This is a genomic window from Streptomyces sp. NPDC048566 (assembly GCF_043199735.1).
In the GTDB taxonomy this organism is placed as follows: domain Bacteria; phylum Actinomycetota; class Actinomycetes; order Streptomycetales; family Streptomycetaceae; genus Streptomyces.
The window spans coordinates 54,087-74,183 of sequence record NZ_JBICWL010000031.1; the positions used below are offsets into that span (position 1 = coordinate 54,087).

The window sequence follows — 20,097 nt, forward strand, 5'->3', positions numbered from 1 at the left end:
GAGCGATGACCAACGACAGCAACGCCGACGTCCTCGACTACCTGAAGCGGACCTCGATCGAACTGATCGAGACCCGCAAGCGCTTGAAGGAGGTGACGGAGGCAGCCGCCGAGCCCATCGCCGTGGTCGGCGTCGCCTGCCGCTACCCGGGAGGCGCGACCTCCCCCGAAGCCCTGTGGGACCTGGTGCGGGACGGCGCGGACGTGGTGTCCGGCTTCCCCGAGGACCGCAACTGGGACCTGGCCGGCCTCGCCGACCCGGACCCCGACCGCAGCGGCACCTCCTCCACCGCCAAGGGGGGGTTCCTGTACGACGCGGGCGACTTCGACGCGGACTTCTTCGAGATCAACCCGCGTGAGGCGCTCGCCGCGGACCCGCAGCACCGGCTCCTGCTGGAGACCTCCTGGGAGTCGCTGGAGCGGGCCGGCATCGACCCGCACTCGCTGCGCGGCAGCAGCACCGGGGTGTTCGCCGGGCTCGCCTACTTCGGCTACGGCAACCACTTCTCCACCCCGGAGAGCATCTCGGGCTACGCGCAGACCGGTTCGCTGCTCAGCGTGGCGTCCGGCCGGGTGTCCTACGCGCTCGGCCTGGAGGGCCCCGCGGTCTCCACCGACACCGCCTGCTCCTCCTCGCTCGTCGCCGTGCACCAGGCGGTCCAGTCGCTGCGCAGGGGCGAGAGCACCCTCGCGCTGGCCGGCGGGGTCACCGTCATGGCGATGCCGCAGGTGTTCCGGGAGATGTCCCGGCAGCGCGGCCTGTCGGCGGACGGGCGGTGCAAGGCGTTCGCCGACGCGGCCGACGGCACCGGCTTCGCCGAGGGCGTCGGCATGCTCGTCCTGGAGCGGTTGTCGGACGCCAGGCGGGCCGGCCGCCGGGTCTGGGCGGTGATCCGCGGATCGGCCGTCAACCAGGACGGCGCGTCCAACGGCCTCACCGCGCCCAGCGGGCCGGCCCAGCAGCGCGTCATCCGCGCGGCGCTGGCCGACGCCCGGCTCCAGGCGGCCGACGTGGACATGGTCGAGGCCCACGGCACCGGCACCACGCTCGGCGACCCCATCGAGGCGCAGGCGGTCCTGGCCACGTACGGGCAGGGCCGGGAGGCGGACGAGCCGCTGTGGCTGGGCTCGTTGAAGTCGAACATCGGGCACACCCAGGCGGCGGCCGGCGTCGGCGGCATCATCAAGGCGATCATGGCGATGCGGCACGGCGTGCTGCCGCGCACCCTGCACGTCGACCGCCCCTCCAGCCACGTCGACTGGACGTCCGGCGCGGTGGAACTGCTCACCGAGCCCCGCGACTGGACCGCCCGCGACGGCCGCCCCCGCCGCGCCGGGGTGTCCAGCTTCGGGGCGAGCGGCACCAACGCCCACGTCGTCCTGGAGCAGGTGCCCGAGGAGGAGTCCGCCTCCGCCACGGGCGAGACGGTTGCGGCGGACGGCCCGGCAGCCGAGGCGATGGCCTCCGCCCCCCGCGCCCCGATCCCGTGGCTCGTGTCCGCCCGCTCGGAGCAGGCACTGCGCGCCCAGGCGGACCGGCTGCTGGAGGCCGTCGCGGACGGCGCGCAGCCCGATCCCGCCGACGTCGGCTGGTCGCTGGCGTCGAGCCGCGCCCACTTCGAGCACCGCGCCGTCGTCCTCGGCCGCACCCGCGACGAACTCCTCGCCGCGCTCACCGCCCTGAGCCGGGGCGAGGAGTCGCCCGCGGTGGTGCGGGGCGTCACCGGCGACCCCGGCAGGACCGCCTTCCTCTTCCCGGGCCAGGGCTCCCCGTGGGCCGGCACGGCCCGCGCGCTCCACGACGCCTTCCCCGTCTTCGCGCGCAGCCTCGACGAGGTCTGCGCCCACCTCGACGCCCACCTGCCGTTCCCGCTGAAGCCCGTCCTGCTGGCGGAGGAGCCGGCCGGACGCGAGCGCACGGACATCGCGCAGCCGGCGCTGTTCGCCCTCCAGGTCAGCCTCTACCGGCTGCTCACCGACCACCTGCCCGCCCCGGACCGGCTGATCGGCCACTCGGTCGGCGAGATCGCCGCCGCCCACGTCTCCGGCGCGCTGAGCCTCGACGACGCGGCCCGGCTGGTCACGGCCCGCGGACGGATCATGCAGACCGTGACCGAGCGCGGCGCGATGCTCGCCGTCCGCGCCTCGCAGAACCACGTGAGCGCCCTGCTCGCCCCCTACCCGCGCACCGGCATCGCGGCGGTCAACGGCCCGGAGTCGGTGGTGGTGTCGGGTCTGCGCGAGGAGGTGCACGCGCTGCGGGACCAGTTGGTCGCCGCCGGCACCTCGGCGAAGCTTCTCCCGGTCGACCACGCCTTCCACTCCCCGTTGATGGACCCGGTCCTCGCCGAGTTCGGGCGCGCCGTCGCGGGGCTCACGGCCGGCGAGGCGACGATCCCCGTCGTCTCGACCCTGCTGGGCCGCCAGGCCACGGCCGCGGAACTGGCGTCCGTCGCCCACTGGGTGGACCACGTGCGCGCACCCGTCCGCTTCCACGACGCCGTCGAGACCGCCCGCACGGCCGGCGTCCGGGTGTTCGTCGAGGTCGGGCCGGGAGCGAACCTCACCGGCATGACCCAGGAGGCGTTCGCCCAGCAGGGCGTCGACGACTGCCTGGTGGTCTCCGCGGCCCGCCGCGACCGCGGCGGACCCGAGGCCCTCGTCGCGGCCCTCGCCCGCCTCCACGTGCACGGCAACCCCGTCGCCCTCGACGCCCTGTTCGCCTCCCGCCGCACCGTGGACCTGCCCACGTACGCCTTCCAGCGCCGGCGCTACTGGCTGGACTTCCAGGCCGCCACGCAGACGGCCGACGTCGCCTCCGCGGGCCTCGCCGCCCCCGGGCACCCGCTGCTCGGCGCCGTGGTCGACCACCCCGGCACCGGCGAGAGCGTCTACACCGACCTGTGGTCCCTCGGCACCCACCCCTGGCTCGCCGACCACAGCGTGTTCGGCGCGGCCGTCGTCCCGGCGACCGCCTACCTGGACCTCGCGCTGTCGGTGGGCGCACGCCTCGGCTGCCCCGCCGTCGAGGAACTCTCCCTGGAAGTGCCGCTGATCCTGCCCGACCCGGGCGAGGTACGGGTACGCCTCGTCGCCGGCGCCCCCGACGAGACGGGCCGCCGCTCGCTGGACGTGTACGCCTGCCCCGCGGACGGCGGGGACCCGGCGGCGCCCGGCGGCTGGACCCGCCACGCGATGGGCACCCTCGCCCCGCACACCGCACCCGGGACGCCGGACCCGGCCGGAGCACCCGACGCGGTGCCCGCCGCCTGGCCGCCGGCCGGCGCCTCCGCGGTCCCCGTCGAGGGCCTGTACGACTCCCTCGCCGACGGAGGCTTCGACTACGGACCGACCTTCCGCGGCCTGCGCGAGGTGTGGCGCCGCGGCGAGGACCTCTTCGCCCTGGCCACCCTGCCGGTCTCCGGCGACACCGCGGCCGGCGACGGATTCGCCCTCCACCCGGCCCTGTTCGACTCCGTGCTGCACGCGGTGGTCGCGGGTGGCGTCATCGACGTGACCGGGGAGCAGGGCTGGATGCCGTTCTCCTGGTCCGGCGCCGAACTCGACGCCGTCGCCGGGCCGACCGTCCGGGTCCGGCTGGCTCCGGCGGGGGAGGGTGCCGTCGCGGTGACCGTCGCCGACGAGAGCGGCCGTACCGTCGCCCGCGTCCGGGCCCTCACCTTCCGCCCGGCGAGCGCCGAACAGGTGTGTGCCGCGGCCGGCGCCCGCGACCGGCAGCTCTACGAGGTCCACTGGACCCCCGCCCCGTCCGCCGGCCCGGCGCCCTCGGGCCCGGCGCGCCACGGCCGCCTCGCCGTCGTCGGAACGCCGGACGGCCTGGCCGGCCGCCTCACCCGGGACGGCGCGCACGCGGACACCGTCCTGTGCACCGGCCTGGACGAGGTGCCGGCCGGCCCGGCAGCCGAGTACGTCGTGCTGTGCCCCGACGACACGACGGCCGCCGTGGGCGTCGACGCCCTCACCGCGGTGCGGGACACCGACCGCGCCGTACTGGCCCAGGTCCAGCGTTTCCTCGCCGAGGAGGCGTTCGCCGCCACCACCCTGGTGATCCTCACTCGCCTCGCCCAGGACACCGGCGGGGGCGAGGGCGTGCGGAGCCTGACGGGGGCCGCCGTGTGGGGCCTGATCCGCTCCGCCCAGACCGAACACCCCGGCCGTTTCCGGCTGCTGGACGTCGACGACGACCCGGTCTCCCTGGCCGGGATACCGGACGCGCTCGCCCTGGACGAGGACCAGCTCGCACTGCGCGCGGGCGCCGTCCTCCTCCCGCGCCTGACCCCGGCCCGGCCCGCCGCGCAGCGACTCGACCCGCCGGCCGCCGGCCAGCACCGCCTGGGCATCCCCACCAAGGGCACCCTGGAGAACCTGACCTGGGTGCCGTGCCCCGAGGTGGAGGCGCCCCTGACGAGCGGTCAGGTCCGGGTCGGCGTCCAGGCCGCCGGCCTCAACTTCCGCGACGTCACCCTCGCGCTCGGCCTCGTGGACCGCACCGCGCTCGACGCCGGCCTCGGCAGCGAGGGCGCCGGCATCGTCCTCGACGTCGCCGACGACGTGACCGGCCTCGTCCCCGGCGACCGGGTCACCGGCATCTTCCCCGGAGCCTTCGGACGGGTCGCCGTGGCCGACCACCGCCTCCTCACCCACATCCCCGACACCTGGACCTACGCCGAGGCGGCGTCCGTCCCGTCCACCTTCCTGACCGCCTACCACGCCCTCTTCCACGTCAACCCGCTGCAAGCGGGCCAGCGCATCCTCATCCACGCGGCGGCCGGCGGCGTCGGCATGGCCGCCGTGCAGCTCGCCCGGCACGTCGGCGCCGAGATCTACGCCACCGCCAGCCCCGTCAAGTGGCCCGCGCTGCGCGCCCTGGGGATCGACGACGACCACCTCGCCTCCTCCCGGGACCTCGACTTCGCGGGGACGTTCCTCGCCGCCACCGGCGGCCGGGGCGTGGACGCGGTCCTGAACTCCCTCGCCCACGCCTTCGTCGACGCCTCGCTGACCCTGCTCCCCGAGGGCGGCCACTTCACCGAGATGGGCAAGACGGACATCCGTGATCCCGAGGAGGTGGCCGCCCGCCACCCCGGCGTCCGCTACCGGGCGTTCGACCTCTACGAGGCCGGCCCCGAGGCGCTGCAGGACATGTTCCGCCGCGTGATGGACCTGTTCGCCGACGGCCTGCTGACGCTGAACCCGGTCGCCGTCCGCGACGTCCGCGACGCGCGGTCCGCGTTCCGCGAGATGAGCCAGGGCCGCCACACCGGCAAACTCGTCCTCGACGTCGGCGGCGGCTTCGGCGGCGGCACCGTCCTGATCACCGGCGGGACCGGGGGAGTGGGCTCCCTGATGGCCCGCCACCTCGTCGCCGAGCACGGGGTGCGCAGCCTCGTCCTGGCGGGCCGCCGCGGCGGCGCCGCCGAAGGGGCCGAGGAACTCGCCGCGGACCTGCGGGGCGCCGGCGCCGACGTCCACGTCGTCTCCCTCGACGTCACCGACCGGGCCGCCGTCGCCGCCCTGGTCGCCGACCTGCCCGGCCGGCAGCCGCTGACCGCGGTCGTCCACGCCGCCGGGGCGCTGGCCGACGCCACCGTCGAGTCGCTCACCCCCCGCCACCTGGACCGGGCACTGGACGCCAAGGTCGGCGGCGCACTCAACCTGCACGACGCGACCCAGGGCCGCCCGCTGTCGGCGTTCCTGCACTTCTCCGCCCTCGCCGGCACCCTCGGCACCGCGGGCCAGGCCAACTACGCCGCCGCCAACGCCGTCCTCGACGCCCTGGCCGTCCGGCGCGCCGCCGCCGGCCTGCCCACCACCTCCCTCGCCTGGGGCTGGTGGGAGGAGAGCAGCGGGATGACGCAGGACCTGGACCGCGCCGACCTCTCCCGGCTCCGCCGCACCGGCATCGCCCCGATGCCCACGGCGGAGGCGCTGGCCCTGTTCGACGCCGCCTGCGCCAACGGCCGGCCCGTCCTCGTCCCGGCCCGCGTCGACACGGCGGCCCTGCGCCGCCGGAGCACCGGCGAGGTCCCGCCGCTGCTGCGAGAGCTGGCCGCCCAGGGCGGCGGCACCCGCCGCACCCCGGAAGCAGGCGCCGCGAGCGAGCCCGCGGGGCCGGCCCGGCGGCTGGCCGAACTGCCCGCCGACCAGGCCGAGGACGCCGCCACCGACTGGGTCCGCGAGCAGGTCGCCGTCGTCCTCGCCCATCCCTCCGCGGCGGCCGTCGACGCCGACCATGCCTTCACCCAGCTCGGGTTCGACTCCCTGACCGCCGTCGAACTGTGCAACCGCCTCGCCGCGACGACCGGCCTGCGGCTGCCCTCCACCCTCATCTTCAGCTACCCCACCCCCCGCGAACTGGGCCGGCACCTCGTCGCCCTGCTCCGCCCCGACCCCGACCCGCAGGTCGACGACGACGCCCGCATCCGGCAGATCCTGCACGGCCTCACCCCCGACCGCCTGCGCGCGGCCGGCCTCCTGGACCTGGTCCTCGCCTGCGCCGAGCCGCTCGGCGACGGCGACCGGGAAGCCGAGGAGGCGCACCCCGACGGCGGTGCGGAGGAACTGTCGGACCTGGACCTCGAAGCACTGGTCGACCTGGCACTGGACGAGAAGAGGTGACCGACATGACCGACTCCGCAGACCGCACGGCGGACGGCGCCGACCGGGTCCAACGGGCCCTGCGCACCCTCCTGGAGGAGCGCGACCGCCTCCGGCAGGAGAACGACGCACTCAAGGCGGGCCGCGGCGAGCCGATCGCCGTGGTCGCCATGGCCTGCCGCTACCCCGGCGGTGTGTCCACCCCGGAGGACCTGTGGGAGGTGATCCGGGAGGGCCGCGACGTCGTCGGCACCTTCCCGACCGACCGCGGCTGGCGCGACGTCTACGACCCGGACCCCGACACCGTCGGCACCTCCTACGTCCGCCACGGCGGCTTCCTCGCCGACCCGGCAGGCTTCGACGCCGAGTTCTTCGGCATCAGCCCCCGCGAGGCGCTCGCCACCGACCCGCAGCAGCGCCTGCTGCTGGAGACGTCCTGGGAGACCTTCGAGCGGGCCGGGATCGTCCCCGCGAGCCTGCGCGGCGTCGACGTCGGCGTGTTCACCGGCGTCAGCTCCTCCGAGTACGGCTCCCGCTTCCTGGAGGCCGGCAAGAACGGCCTGGAGGGCTACGTGCTGCACGGCAGCACCCTCAGCGTCGCCTCCGGCCGGGTCGCCTACGAGATGGGCCTGACGGGCCCCGCGGTGTCCGTGGACACCGCCTGCTCCTCGTCCCTGGTCGCCCTGCACCTGGCCGCGCAGTCGCTGCGTGCCGGGGAGTGCTCCCTGGCGCTCGCGGGCGGCGCGCTGGTGATGTCGACGACGGAACTCTTCGTGGAGTTCTCCCGGCAGAAGGGCCTGGCGCCCGACGGCCGCTGCAAGTCCTTCGCCTCCGGCGCGGACGGCACCGGCTGGGCGGAGGGCGTCGGCGTGCTCCTGCTGGAGAAGCTGTCCGACGCCCGCCGCCACGGCCATCCCGTCCTCGCCGTGCTGCGCGGCTCCGCCGTCAACCAGGACGGGGCCAGCAACGGCCTGACCGCCCCGAACGGGCGCGCCCAGGAGACCGTCATCCGCAAGGCCCTGGCCAACGCCGGGGTCGCCGCGTCCGACGTCGACCTGGTCGAGGCGCACGGCACCGGCACCGTCCTCGGCGACCCCATCGAAGCGGGCGCCCTGCTCGCCACCTACGGCAAGGACCGCGCACCGGGCAGGCCCCTGTGGCTGGGCTCCCTGAAGTCGAACATGGGCCACGCCCAGGCCGCCGCGGGTGTCGCGTCGGTGATCAAGGCCGTCCTCGCCCTCCGCCACCGGCATCTGCCCCGGACGCTGCACGTCGACGCGCCCTCGGAGCACGTCGACTGGGCCGCGGGCGGTGTGGAACTGCTGACGCGGGGCCGCGACTGGGCCCCGGCAGCGGGTCCGCGGCGCGCCGGGGTGTCGTCCTTCGGCGTCAGCGGCACCAACGTCCACGTGATCCTGGAGGAGGCCGCCGACGAGCGGCAGCCCGAGGCGGCCGACCCCGGGGGAGCGGCCGGCGACGGCCCCGCCGCCGGAGTCGTGGGGGGCCTGGTGCCGTGGGCGGTGTCCGCCAAGTCCGAGGCGGCCCTGCGGCAGCAGGCGCGCAGGCTCGCGGACTTCGCCGGGTCGGGCGCCGGACCGGATCTCGCCGCGGTCGGCTGGTCGCTGCTGTCGAGCCGCTCCCGCTTCGAGCACCGCGCGGTCGTTCTCGGCCGCACCCGCGAGGGACTCCTCACCTCCCTCACCGCTCTGAGCGAGGGACGCGAGAGCGCCTCCGTGGTCCGCGGCCGGGCCGCCGCCCCGGGCGGCACGGTCTTCGTCTTCCCCGGACAGGGATCGCAGTGGGCCGGCATGGGCAGGCAGCTCTATGACGCCTTCCCCGCGTTCGCCGAGTCCCTCGACGCGTGCGCGCAGGCCCTGTCGGAATGGGTCGACTGGCCGCTCCTGGACGTTCTGCGCGGCACCGACGGTGCGCCCGGCCTGGACCGGGTGGACGTCCTCCAGCCGGCCCTGTTCTCCGTGATGGTCTCCCTCGCCGCCCTCTGGCGGTCCTGGGGCGTGGAGCCCGCGGCCGTGATCGGCCACAGCCAGGGCGAGATAGCCGCGGCCCACGTGTGCGGGGCGCTGTCCCTGCGCGACGCCACGAAGGTCGTGGCGCTGCGCAGCAAGGCGCTTGTGGAACTCATCGGGCACGGTGCGATGGCCTCCGTCGCCGAGTCGGCGCGGACCGTGGAGGAGCGCATCGCCCCGTGGAGCGGGCAGGTGAGCATCGCCGTCGTCAACGGGCCCCGCTCCGTGGTGGTGTCCGGGGAGCCGGAGGCGCTCGACGAGTTCGTTGAGAAGATGACGGCCGAAGGCGTCCAGGCGCGCAGGATCTCCGTCGACTACGCCTCCCACTCCCACCACGTGACCCGCGTCCGGGAGCAGGTACGGGGCCCGCTCGCAGGACTCGCCCCGCGCACCTCCACCCTGCCCTTCTACTCCACCCTGCACGGCGGGGTCATCGACACCGCGCGGCTGGACGCCGACTACTGGTACGACAACCTGCGCGAGCGGGTCGTCTTCGCCACGTCCGTCCGCCGCGCCGCTGAGGACGGGTTCCGCGTCTTCGTCGAGATGAGCCCGCACCCCGTTCTGACCGTCCCGGTGCAGGAGGGCGTCGAGGACCTCGACGACGCCCTCGTCCTGTCCTCGACCCGCCGCAACCGCGACGAAGTGGACAGCGTCGTCGGCTCGCTGGCCCGGCTCCACGTCCAGGGCGGCCCCGCGGACCTCACGGCCCTGTTCGGGACGCGCCGCCGGGTGGACCTGCCCACCTACGCCTTCCAGCACCGGCGCTACTGGCTCACCTCCTCCCGCACGACGGTCGACGCCGTCGCCGAGGACGCCGCCGCCGCACCGGCCGCCGACGACGCGCCCGTCCCGCTGCCGCAACGGCTGGCCGGCCTGCCCGCGGACAAGGCGTCGGGCGTCCTGCTGGACCACGTCCTGGAGACGGTCGCCGTGGTCCTCGGACACGACTCCGCCGGTCAGGTGGGGGCCGACCAGGAGTTCAAGGAACTCGGCTTCGACTCCCTGCTCTCGGCCGAACTCAGCAAACGGCTGGCCGCCTCCACCGGACTGCGACTGCGCCCCAACCTGGTTCTGCGCAACCCCTCACCGCGCCGGATCGCCGACCACGTCGGAGGTCTGCTGACCACGGGCCCCGCCCGCTGAAGCGGAACCACCCCACCCGCCGGGCGCCCTGCCCGGCGGGACCGTCCCGCCGGCGGGACACCACCCCGTGGCGTCCCGCCGGCCGCGTCTCCCCTGACGCCCGGCGCGCGATCGCGCCGCACGGCGCGCGGAATCCGCCTGCCCGGCGCCCGAGGACCCGTAACCCGGCAGCGCCGGCTGGCCGGACACCGCCGCGACCCGTTCTCGTCCCCGGGCAGCGCCCGCCACGACAGGCCGCGCGCGCACCAGCCGGGTCCGGACGCGAACGGACCCCGGCGCCCCGCCGTCCCGCCGGGCCACCAGGTCCGTTGAACGGCCGTACCGCGTCCCCCACAGTGGGGGTGACCTGCGAAATCCTCTGATCCGGGCCTGTTTGCTGAGGGGTTGATCTGTATGCCTTCGTTCGGCGCGTCGTCTGCGCACCAAGGGCTGTGGCGGGCACAGGAAATGGCATCCGACACGCCGAACCACGCGCTGACCATGTGGGACGTGGCCGGCGAGCTGGACACCACGGTCATGGAGGCCGCGTTCCTGCACGTGATGGACGAGGCGGAGGTGCTGCGCGTCACCTTCGCCGAGGAGAACGGCGAACTGCGCCTGACACCCCGCGAACTGGGCGACTGGCGCCCCTTCGGGCTCGACCTGCGCGCCGAGACCGACCCCGAACAGGCGGCCCGCGACAAGCTCGCCGACCTGGTGCGCGAACCCTTCGACCTCGAGAAGGACCTGCTGTTCCGCCTCGGCGTGGTGCGGCTCGCCGCGGACCGCTCCCTGCTGGTGATCGCCTACCACCACCTGATATCCGACGGCTTCGGCGCCGGGGGCCTGCTGTCCCGCCGCCTCGCCGAGGTCTACACCGCGCTCGTCCGGGGCGAGAGCGTCCCTGCGCTGCCCCATCCCTGGGACACGGCCTCCTTCACCGCCGAGGCCGGCCGCTACCTCGCCTCGCCGCAGTTCACCGAGGACACCGCGTTCTGGCGCGACTACCTCAAGGACGCGCCCCCGCCCGCCCGCCTCCCGCGGATCGCCCTGTCGGACACCGCCCGCGCCGAGCTCGCCGAGCCGGTCGGCGGAGCCGACCGCTGGTCGCAGGTGGCCGAGGCGATCGGCATGGCCAGCCGCACCCTGACCGTCCCCCGCGCCGAGGCGGCCACCTGGACCGACACGGCGCAGTCGCTCGGCGTGTGGATGTCCACGATGCTGACCGCGGCGGCGGCGGTGTTCTTCCGGCACCGCTGCGACCGGCCCGACTTCCTGCTGTCCCTGGCCGTCGGCAACCGGGTCGGCGTCTCCAGCCGGACCCCCGGACTGGCCGTCAACGTGGTGCCCGTCCGCGCCAAGGTGCCGCTGGAGGCGACCTTCGCCGAGATCGCCGACACGCTCGTCGACGAGACGTACGAGATCTTCGACCACGCCGCCTGCCACTACTCCGACATCCAGCGCGCGAGCGACACCACACTCGGCGACCGGGGCAGCTTCGGCGCCGTCCTGAACGTCGTCGAGTTCGTCCAGCAGCTCCACTTCGGCGACAGCCCGGCACGCTACTTCGGCGCCACGACCGGCACCTTCGACGAACTGTCCATCGGCGTGTACACCGACGGCAGCCCCGACAGCGACCTGTTCATCCGCCTCGACGCCCCCGAGCGCCTCTACAGCCGGCCGGAACTGCGCTTCATCGGCGAGGAACTCATCGCCCACGTCCGCGCCCTGGTCGCCGCGGGCGACCAGCCGGTCGGCTCCCTCGACGTCGGCGGCACCTCGGCCGGCCCCGCTGCCGCGCAGGCGGGTACCCCCGGCGGCCGGGAGCGGCCCGCCGCCCCGGCGGCCACCACCGTCACCGAACTCTTCGCCCGGCAGGCCGAGGCCACCCCCGACGCCGTCGCCCTCGCCGCCGCGGACACCACCCTCACCTACCGCGCCCTGGACGCGCGGTCCGGCCTGCTGGCCCGGACGCTGCGCGACCGCGCGGTGGCGGCCGAGACGGTCGTCGCGGTCGCGCTGCCCCGCTCGGGCGACCTGGCCGTCGCCCTGCTCGCCGTCGCCAAGGCCGGCGGCGCCTGGCTCCCCCTCGACCCCGCCCTGCCGGCCGACCGCCTCACCGCACGGGCCGCCGCCGCAGGCGCGCGCGTCCTGCTCACCGACGCCGCGACCGCCGCCGCCCTCCCCGCCACCGCGGACCTCCCCGTCGTCGTCCTCGACCCCGACGTGCCGGACACCGACGGGCACGGCCGCTCGCCCGCCCCCTCCGGCGGCTCCGCCGCCGACGCGGCCCCGCAACCTGCCCCCGTCCATCCGCACAGCCTGTTCGCCGTCGCGGAGCCCACGGCGGGCGACGGCCCCGCCGGAGCACCCGTCGCGGTCACCCACGACAACGCGGCCCGCCTCGCGGCGGACCCGGTGTGGCGGCGGCCCGGCGACACCGTCGTACTGTGGCACGGCCCGCACACCGTCGAGGCCCTCGCCCTCGACCTGTGGGTGCCGCTCCTCAACGGCGGCCGGATCGTCGTGGCACCCCCCGGCGAAGACGACCATGACGTCCCGGAGCTGCCCGAAGACGAGGGTGTCTCCACCCTCCGGCTGCCCGCCGCCCGCCTCACCGCCGTCGCCGCCCGCCACCCCGAGCGCCTCGCCCGCCTGCGCGAGGTCGTCACCACCGGCGACCGGCTGCCCGCCGCCACCGTGCGCCGCCTCCGCGAGGCATGCCCCCGCCTGCACCTCGTCACCGGCCACGGCACCGCCGAGACCAGCCTGTTCGCCGCCCGCGCCCGGCTGACCGAGGACACCCCCGCACCCCCGGCGGGCAGCCTCGGAACCCCCGCCGACGGCACCACCCTGCACATCCTCGGCCCGGGCCTCGCCCCGGTCCCGGCCGGGGTGACCGGCGAACTGTACGTGGCCGGAGCGGGCCTGTCCCGCGGCTATCCGGACCGGCCCGCCACCACGGCCGCACACTTCGTCCCCAGCCCCTTCGGCCCGCCCGGCGGCCGCATGTACCGCACCGGCCACCGGGTACGAGCCGACGAGCAGGGACACCTCACCCACATCGGCGGCCCCGGCACCCGCGCCGAGCTGCGCGGCACCGGCATCGAACCCGCCGAGACCGAGGAGGCGCTGGCCGAGCACCCCGGCCTGGCGCAGTCGGCCGTCACCGTCCGCCCCGACGCCGGCGGACAGCCCCGGCTGCTCGCCCACGTCGTCCCGGCCGACGACGCGGGCGTAGCGGAGGACGAGCTGCGCCGGTTCGCCGCGGCCCGGCTGCCCGAGCCCCTGGTGCCCTCGGTGTTCGTCACCCTGGAGCGGCTGCCCCTGACCCCCGACGGCCGCGTCGACCGCGCAGCGCTCCCCGAACCCGCCCAGGGCGACGACACCTACAAGGCCCCCCGCAACGACACCGAGCGCATCCTGGCCGCCGCGTTCGCCGACGTCCTCGAACTGGACCGGGTCGGCATCGACGAGGACTTCTTCGACCTCGGCGGCAACTCGCTGCGCGCCATCCGCCTGGTCGGCCTCATCCGCGCCGAACTCAACCAGGAGGTGTCGATCCGCCGCCTGTTCGCCGCCCGCACCGTCACCGGCCTGTCCGACATGTGGCAGGACCTCGCCCGCTCCAGCCGGCCCAGCCTGCGCCGCAGGACCAAGGACGGCGCGGTCCTGTGAGCACGCCCCCCGCCGCGCCGCGGACCCGGCGCGCTCACCCACCCGCCGCTGCGCGCCGCCTCCACCGCGGCCCCGGCGGAGCAGAAAGGCAACCATGGACGCACTGACGCAAGCCCTGCTGGACGGCGCGGGACCCGAGGAGATCGCCCGCCACGACCTGCCCGACACCTACCAGGCCGCCCACACCCTGGCCGCCGAGACCGGCATGTTCGACGGCGTCGACGACAAGGACGTCCGCAAGTCCCTGCACGTCGGCCCCGTCCCGATGCCCGACATCGCGCCGGACGAGGTCGTCGTCGCCGTCATGGCCAGCTCCATCAACTACAACACCGTCTGGTCCGCGACCTTCGAACCCGTCCCCACCTTCGCCTTCCTGGCCCGCAACGCCCGCGAGGGCGCCCACGCGGCCCGCCACGACCTGCCCCACCACGTGCTCGGCTCCGACGCGTCCGGCATCGTCGTGCGCACCGGAGCGGGCGTGCGGCACTTCCGGACCGGTGACCACGTCGTCGCCTCCTGCGTCCAGGTCGACGAACAGGAACCCGCCACCCACGGCGACGCCATGCTCGGCACCCGCCAGCGGATCTGGGGCTACGAGACCAACTTCGGCGGCCTCGCCCACTACGCGGTCGTCCGCGCCAGCCAGCTGCTGCCCAAGCCCGCCCATCTGACGTGGGAGGAGTCCGCGAGCGTCCTTCTGACCGCGACCACGTCGTACCGCATGCTCGTCGGCGCCAACGGCGCCCGCATCAAGCAGGGCGACATCGTCCTCGTCTGGGGGGCGACGGGCGGACTCGGCGCGTTCGCCGTGCAGATGGTGAAGAACGCCGGCGGCATCGCCGTCGGCGTCGTCAGCTCCGAACGCAAGGCCGCCGCCCTGCGCCGCCTCGGCTGCGACGTCGTCATCGACCGCCGCGCGATCGGCATGGACGGCGACGGCCCGCTCACCCCGGAGCGCACCATCGAACTCGGCAAGCGCCTCGGCCGGGAGATCCGCCGCCAGGTCGGCGAGGACCCGCACGTCGTCTTCGACTACGTCGGCCGCGCCACCTTCGGCATCTCGGTGTTCGTCGTCCGCAAGGGCGGCACCGTCGTCACCTGCGGCTCCAGCACCGGCTACGACCACCACTTCGACAACCGCTACCTGTGGATGAACCTCAAGCGCGTCATCGGCAGCCACGCCGCCAACCTCCAGGAACAGGCCGAGTGCAACCGCCTGGTCCGCCTGGGACACATCTCCCCGATCCTGTCCACGGTCTATCCGCTGGCCGAGGTGGGGGAGGCGGCCCGGCTGGTCCAGCGCAACCGGCACACCGGCAAGGTCGGCGTCCTGTGCATGGCCCCCGAGGAAGGGCTCGGCGTCACCGACCCCGCCCTGCGGGAGCGGATCGGCGCCGCCCGGATCAACCCGCTGCGCGACACCCCGGTACCGGCGGAGGGACGCTGAGATGGGTATCGGCATCCTCTCCACCGGCTCCTACCTCCCCAAGCACGAGGTGGGCAACGAGGAGATCGCCGAACGCGTCGGCGTCACCGCCGAGTGGATCGAGGCCAAGACCCAGATCCGCTCCCGCCGCTACGCCGCCCCGCACGAGGCGACCTCCGACCTCGCCGCCGTCGCCGTCGCCGCCGAACGGGCCCTGGACCAGGCGGGCCTGAGTGCCTGCGAGATCGACTACCTCATCGTGTCGACCTCCACCGGCGACTTCCCCCAGCCGCCCACCTCCTACCTCGTGCAGCACGCCCTGGGCGCCCGCAACGCGGCCTGCTTCGACGTCAACGTCGTGTGCAGCGGCTTCGTCTACGCCCTCACCCTCGCCCACAGCCTCATCGCCCTCCGGCCCGGCGCGCGCGCCCTGGTGATCGGCGCGGACGTCTACTCGCGCATCCTGGACGTCACCGACCGCAGGACCGCGATCCTCTTCGCCGACGGCGCGGGCGCCGCCGTCGTCGGGGACGTCCCCGAGCCGTACGGCATCATCGCCGGCGACCTCTCCAGCCGGGGCGACGCCCACCACCTCATCCGCGTCGAGGCGGGCGGCTCCCGCAACCCCGCCTCCGCCCGGACCGTCGCCGAAGGCGGCCACCACTTCCGGATGGACGGCCGCGGCGTCCGCGACTTCGTCGCCGAGCACGTCCCGCCCGCCCTGACCGCGCTCGCCGACCGGGCCGGTGTCGACATCGGCTCCGTCGACCACTTCGTGCCGCACCAGGCCAACGGCGTCATGCTCACCGACGTCGTCGAACGCGCCGGCCTGACCCGCGCCCGGACCCACCGCACCCTGATCCGCTATGGCAACACCGGCAGCGCCTCGGTGCCCGTCGCCCTCGACGAGGCGAACCGCGACGGAGCCCTCGCTCCCGGCGACCTGGTCCTCCTGGCCGGATTCGGCGGCGGCATGTCGATCGGGGCATCACTTCTGACCTGGGGGAACCCGACATGACCACGAACGCGACCACACCCGGCACCGCCTCCCCGACCGGTACCCCGGCCCGCGCCGCCATCGAGCGCGTCGGTGTCGTCGGCAGCGGCATCATGGGCACCGGCATCGCCGAACTGTGCGCGAAGTCCGGCCTCGACGTCCGCGTCGCGGTGTTCTCCGAGACGTCGCTGGACACCGCCCCCGAGCGGCTCGCCGCCTCCCTCGACCGGGGCGTGGCCAAGGGTAAACTCACCCCCGCCGACCGCGACCGGGCACTGGCCCGGGTGTCCTTCACCCGCGATCTCGGCCGGCTCGCCGACCGGCAGCTGGTGATCGAGGCCGTCAAGGAGGACGAGGCGCTCAAGCAGGACCTGTTCGCCACCCTCGACAAGATCGTCGAGGACACCGACGCGATCCTCGCCACCAACACCTCCTCGATCCCGATCTCCCGGATCGCCGCCGCGACCCGCCGCCCCGCCCAGGTCCTCGGCATCCACTTCTTCAACCCGGTGCCGGTCCTGCCGCTCGTCGAAGTCGTCGGCTCCGTCCTCACCGACGCCGCGGTCGTCCGCCGCGCCGAGACCTTCGTCCGCGATGTCCTGGGCAAGCAGCCGATCGTCTCCCCGGACCGGGCCGGCTTCCTCGTCAACGCCCTGCTCTTCCCGTACCTGCTCAGCGCCGTCCGCATGCTCGAATCCGGTCACGCCGACGCCGACACCATCGACCAGGCCATGACCCAGGGCTGCTCCCACCCGATGGGGCCGCTGCGCCTGGCCGATCTGATCGGCCTGGACACCACGGTCTCCATCGCGCAGGCCCTGTACGAGGAGTACAAGGAGCCCCTCTACGCCCCGCCGCCGCTGCTGATGCGCATGACCGAGAGCGGCCTGCTGGGGAAGAAGACCGGCCAGGGCTTCCACACGTACGCGTGAACTGGGCCGGGCCCCGTCTCCCCGCGCCGGTCGGCGGCCGGGGGAGACGGGGCCCGGCCCGGCGCCCCGCGGGCGGGCGCGCGAGCGCCCGGAACGGTGCCCTCCCTCCGGAGCACCGGGTCACTGCTGGGGGACGTCCACGCCGGCCGCCCGCAGGTTGGCCTCCAGCAACTCGGTCAGCCGGACCGCCGCCGGCGCCTGGTCCTGACGGTGACGGTTGATCAGCCCGTAGCGGGTGGCGGCGTCCGGGCGCGCCCGGAACTCCGCCGGCAGCGACAACTGCTCCGGGTGCGCGAGCACCTTCGCGGCCAGCGCGGACGCCAGCTCGTCGAGCCGCGGATCGTCCGGGTCCCAGTCCTCGGCGTCCTGGCAGCGCTTGACCAGCTCCACGTACTGCGGATCGGCGAGCTGGTGCTCCAGGTGCTGCACGAAGCTCTCGAACACCTCCGGCACCAGGGCGCGGGCCAGGACCAGCGCCTCCTGCTGGATGGCCACGTAGGCGGCGCCCACCCCCAGCTCGGCGAGTCTGTCGAGCACCGCGCAGGCCCGCTCGGGCAGCAGCAGCCGGTCGCCGGAGGCCAGCCGGTGCAGCACCGCCCGCCGCGCGACGAGCTCCTCGATCCGCTCGGTGAGGCGCCGCTCGACGTCCTCCAGAGCGGTCGCGAACCCCTCGGGGTCGCCGTCGAGCAGCTCCGTGACCTCGGCGAGCGGCACGCCGGCACCGGCGAGCGTGCGGACCTGGACCAGCCTCAGCATCTGCGCGGAACCGTAGCGCCGGTAGCCCGAGACGTCCCGCTCCGGTTCCTCGACCAGCCCGAGCCGGTGGTAGTGCCGCACCGTCTTGACCGTGACGCCGGCGAACGCCGCCGCCTGGCCGATCGTCAGCCCGTACGCCATCGGCTCAGCCCGCCCCGTGGCCGACGGCGGACGCCGTCTCGCGAACCGCGGCGGCCACCGCGGAGTGGTCCTTGCGCAGGATGTGGGAGTGGTTGCTCGCGACCTTCGCGCTCACCCGGATGTTCGGGTTGCGGGCGAGCACCGGGTCGAGGGAGGCACGCATCTCCTCCATCTCCTTCTCCTCGCCGCCGAGGCTGGCCCCCGTGGCCAGCACGAAGCGCACCGGGCACGTCACCCGGTCCAGGACGGGGCCGATGGACGCGGTGATCTCGTTGGCCTCGATGTTGACGTCGGCGTGCTGGTCGGCGCTCATCCGCGCGGCCAGGCCGAACGGCCGCACCAGCGGGAGCAGCGGGCGCATCCGGTGGAACAGCCGCCGGATGCGGGCCCGGCCCGCCTGGCCGGTCAGTCCGTAGGGAACGGCGCCGTCCACGCAGACCACGCCGAGGGCGCGGCCGGGATGGCGCTCCGCCCAGTGCACGGCGAGCGAGGCGCCGTAGGACCAGCCGACGAGCAGCGGCCGGTCGACGCCGGTCGCGCCGAGGACGGCGTCGACGTCGCGCAGCGCGGCCTCGAAGGAGTAGTCCGCCGACCGGCGCGAGTGTCCGCGGGCCCGCTCGTCGAAGGTGATGTGCCGCCAGCCGGAGCCGAGATCGGCGATGACGGGACGCCAGGGCCTGCTGTCGGCGTAGGCGCCGTTGAGGTAGACGACTGCCTGGCCCGGGCCGCCGGTGTCGGTGGCGGCCAGCGCCGTGTCGTCGACCGGAATCATGCCGGACCAGGATGCTGTGGGGGAAATGGTCATGGGATCAGCGTTCACCCTGACCCCGGGTCAGGGTCAACCGGCCACTTCGAGCCAGCCGCCGACCGGATCGGCCCCGCTCGGCCGCAGGCCGTCCCCGGACGGGGCCGGAGCGGCGGGGGCGGCCGGCGGGGGCCGGGCAGCCGGTCAGCGGGCAGCGGTCCCGGCGAGCAGCCCCTCGGTGACCGTGGTCGCCACGCCCCGGAGGTGGTCGGCGAGGTAGAAGTGGCCGCCGGAGAACACCTTCCGGGCGAAGTCGCCGGCGGTGTGCTCCTTCCACATCGCCGCCTCCTCGACGGTCACCATCGGGTCGCTGTCCCCGACCAGGACGGTGATCGGCGTGGGGAGCGGCTCCGAGGCCTGCCAGGTGTAGGTCCCAAGGGCCCGGTAGTCGGCCCGCAGCCCCGGCAGCACCATCTCCATGACCTCGGGGTTGTCGAGCATGGCCTGGTCCGTGCCGCCCAGCCGGCGCACCTCGGTGAGGACGTCGGAGTCGTCGAAGAACTGGTAGCGGTCACTGGTCTGCGGGCCCGGCGCGCCCCGTCCGGAGAGGAACAGCCGCTGCGGGGCGGGCAGTCCGCGGGCGGCGAGCCACCGGGCGGTCTCGAACGCGACGAGCGCGCCCATGCTGTGGCCGAACAGGGCGTAGGGCCGCGCGGGGTTCGCCACCAGTTCCTCGGACAGTTGTCCGGCCACCGCCTCGACGAGGTCGGCGATCGAGGTGAACGGCTCCTCGCGGTACCGGTCCTGGCGCCCGGGGTACTGCACGGACACCACGTCGAGGTCCGCGGGCAGCGTCCGCGCCAGCGGCAGATACGCCGTCGCGGAACCCCCGGCGTGCGGGAAGCACACGAGCCGCGGCCCGTTGCCCGGGGAGGTGAAGCGTCGGAACCAGGTGGTGTCCACTGTCGGTGTCTCCTTCGTCGGTTGACGGCCGGCCGCGCCCGCGGGGGAGCGGACCGTCCGCCCCGGTGCGGGGCGGCGTCGTGCGGCCCGTACCCGGCCCGAGCCCGGGGCCGCGTCCGGGGGCGGTGCGGCGCGCCCGCCGGGCGAGCCGTGTGCCGGTGACCGGGCCCGCCGATGCCTCCGGGGGGGGTGGGGCGAGGGCGGGCCCGGTCCGGAGCTCCGGATGTCCTTCGTCCGGCCGCATCGGAGCCCCTGGGCCCGAGCATGAGGGGCCTGCCTCGACGACGGCTCGCGGCCCGGTGGAGGAGTGGCAAGGCCCGCCTCGACGCGCCGGACGGGGGAGCGGCATGCGGATCGGGTGCGGGCCTGCGCATCCCTGTCCCGGCCCGGCGAGGAGGTCGGGGCCACGGGGGCGGGGCCCCGTGACGGCGCGAGCGCTCCTCCACCGGCGCCCGCTAGCCTCGCCGCAGACGTACGACCCGGCCGTCCATCGCCCGTCCGGCCGCGCACCCGCATCCCCGGACTCAGACCGACAGGAGCAGACTCACGTATGTCCGAGCACACCACCGCCCCCGCCGTGACCGGGGCACGCGTCAAGGATGTTCGCCGTCTGGACCGGGTCGTGATCCGTTTTGCGGGGGACTCGGGTGACGGGATGCAGCTCACGGGTGATCGTTTTACGGCGGAGAC

General features: G+C 75.1%; 9 protein-coding genes. 6 read left to right on the forward strand and 3 right to left on the reverse strand.

Features of this window, described 5'->3' with window-relative positions:
- Window positions 1–5: 5 nt before the first annotated feature.
- The 6 genes from ACGFS9_RS29500 (at window position 6) to ACGFS9_RS29525 (ending at window position 16,802) form a co-directional block, all read left to right on the forward strand.
- The gene (locus ACGFS9_RS29500) at window positions 6–6,638 is read left to right on the forward strand and encodes a type I polyketide synthase (RefSeq protein ID WP_393257282.1); all 6,633 of its coding nucleotides are present in this window, start codon (window positions 6–8) and stop codon (window positions 6,636–6,638) included.
- The gene (locus ACGFS9_RS29505) at window positions 6,635–9,790 is read left to right on the forward strand and encodes a type I polyketide synthase (RefSeq protein WP_393257283.1); all 3,156 of its coding nucleotides are present in this window, start codon (window positions 6,635–6,637) and stop codon (window positions 9,788–9,790) included. The genes ACGFS9_RS29500 and ACGFS9_RS29505 overlap by 4 nt, the downstream gene beginning before the upstream one ends.
- A 393-nt stretch (window positions 9,791–10,183) precedes the next feature.
- A complete protein-coding gene (locus tag ACGFS9_RS29510; protein ID WP_393257284.1) occupies window positions 10,184–13,447 on the forward strand; it encodes an AMP-binding protein in 3,264 nt (1,087 codons plus the stop codon).
- A 94-nt stretch (window positions 13,448–13,541) separates the two neighbouring features.
- Window positions 13,542–14,894, forward strand: coding sequence for a crotonyl-CoA carboxylase/reductase (gene ccrA, locus ACGFS9_RS29515; RefSeq protein WP_393257285.1), 1,353 nt, complete (start codon window positions 13,542–13,544; stop codon window positions 14,892–14,894).
- A gap of 1 nt (window position 14,895) precedes the next feature.
- Complete coding sequence (locus ACGFS9_RS29520; protein ID WP_393257287.1) at window positions 14,896–15,891, forward strand: 3-oxoacyl-ACP synthase III family protein; 996 nt, start codon at window positions 14,896–14,898, stop codon at window positions 15,889–15,891.
- Complete coding sequence (locus ACGFS9_RS29525; protein ID WP_393257289.1) at window positions 15,888–16,802, forward strand: 3-hydroxybutyryl-CoA dehydrogenase; 915 nt, start codon at window positions 15,888–15,890, stop codon at window positions 16,800–16,802. Before ACGFS9_RS29520 ends, ACGFS9_RS29525 begins: the two co-directional genes overlap by 4 nt.
- A gap of 120 nt (window positions 16,803–16,922) precedes the next feature.
- Here the strand turns inward: ACGFS9_RS29525 and ACGFS9_RS29530 are convergent, their stop codons facing one another.
- The 3 genes from ACGFS9_RS29530 to ACGFS9_RS29540 all read right to left on the reverse strand — a co-directional run bounded on the left by ACGFS9_RS29530 (window position 16,923) and on the right by ACGFS9_RS29540 (window position 19,407).
- Window positions 16,923–17,699 carry a MerR family transcriptional regulator gene (locus ACGFS9_RS29530; protein ID WP_393257291.1) on the reverse strand — a complete coding sequence of 259 codons (777 nt, stop codon included), beginning with the start codon at window positions 17,697–17,699 and terminating at the stop codon, window positions 16,923–16,925.
- Between the two features lie 4 nt (window positions 17,700–17,703).
- Window positions 17,704–18,504, reverse strand: coding sequence for an alpha/beta fold hydrolase (locus tag ACGFS9_RS29535; RefSeq protein WP_393257293.1), 801 nt, complete (start codon window positions 18,502–18,504; stop codon window positions 17,704–17,706).
- 144 nt (window positions 18,505–18,648) lie between these two features.
- A complete protein-coding gene (locus tag ACGFS9_RS29540) occupies window positions 18,649–19,407 on the reverse strand; it encodes a thioesterase II family protein (RefSeq protein ID WP_393257295.1) in 759 nt (252 codons plus the stop codon).
- Window positions 19,408–20,097: the final 690 nt, after the last annotated feature.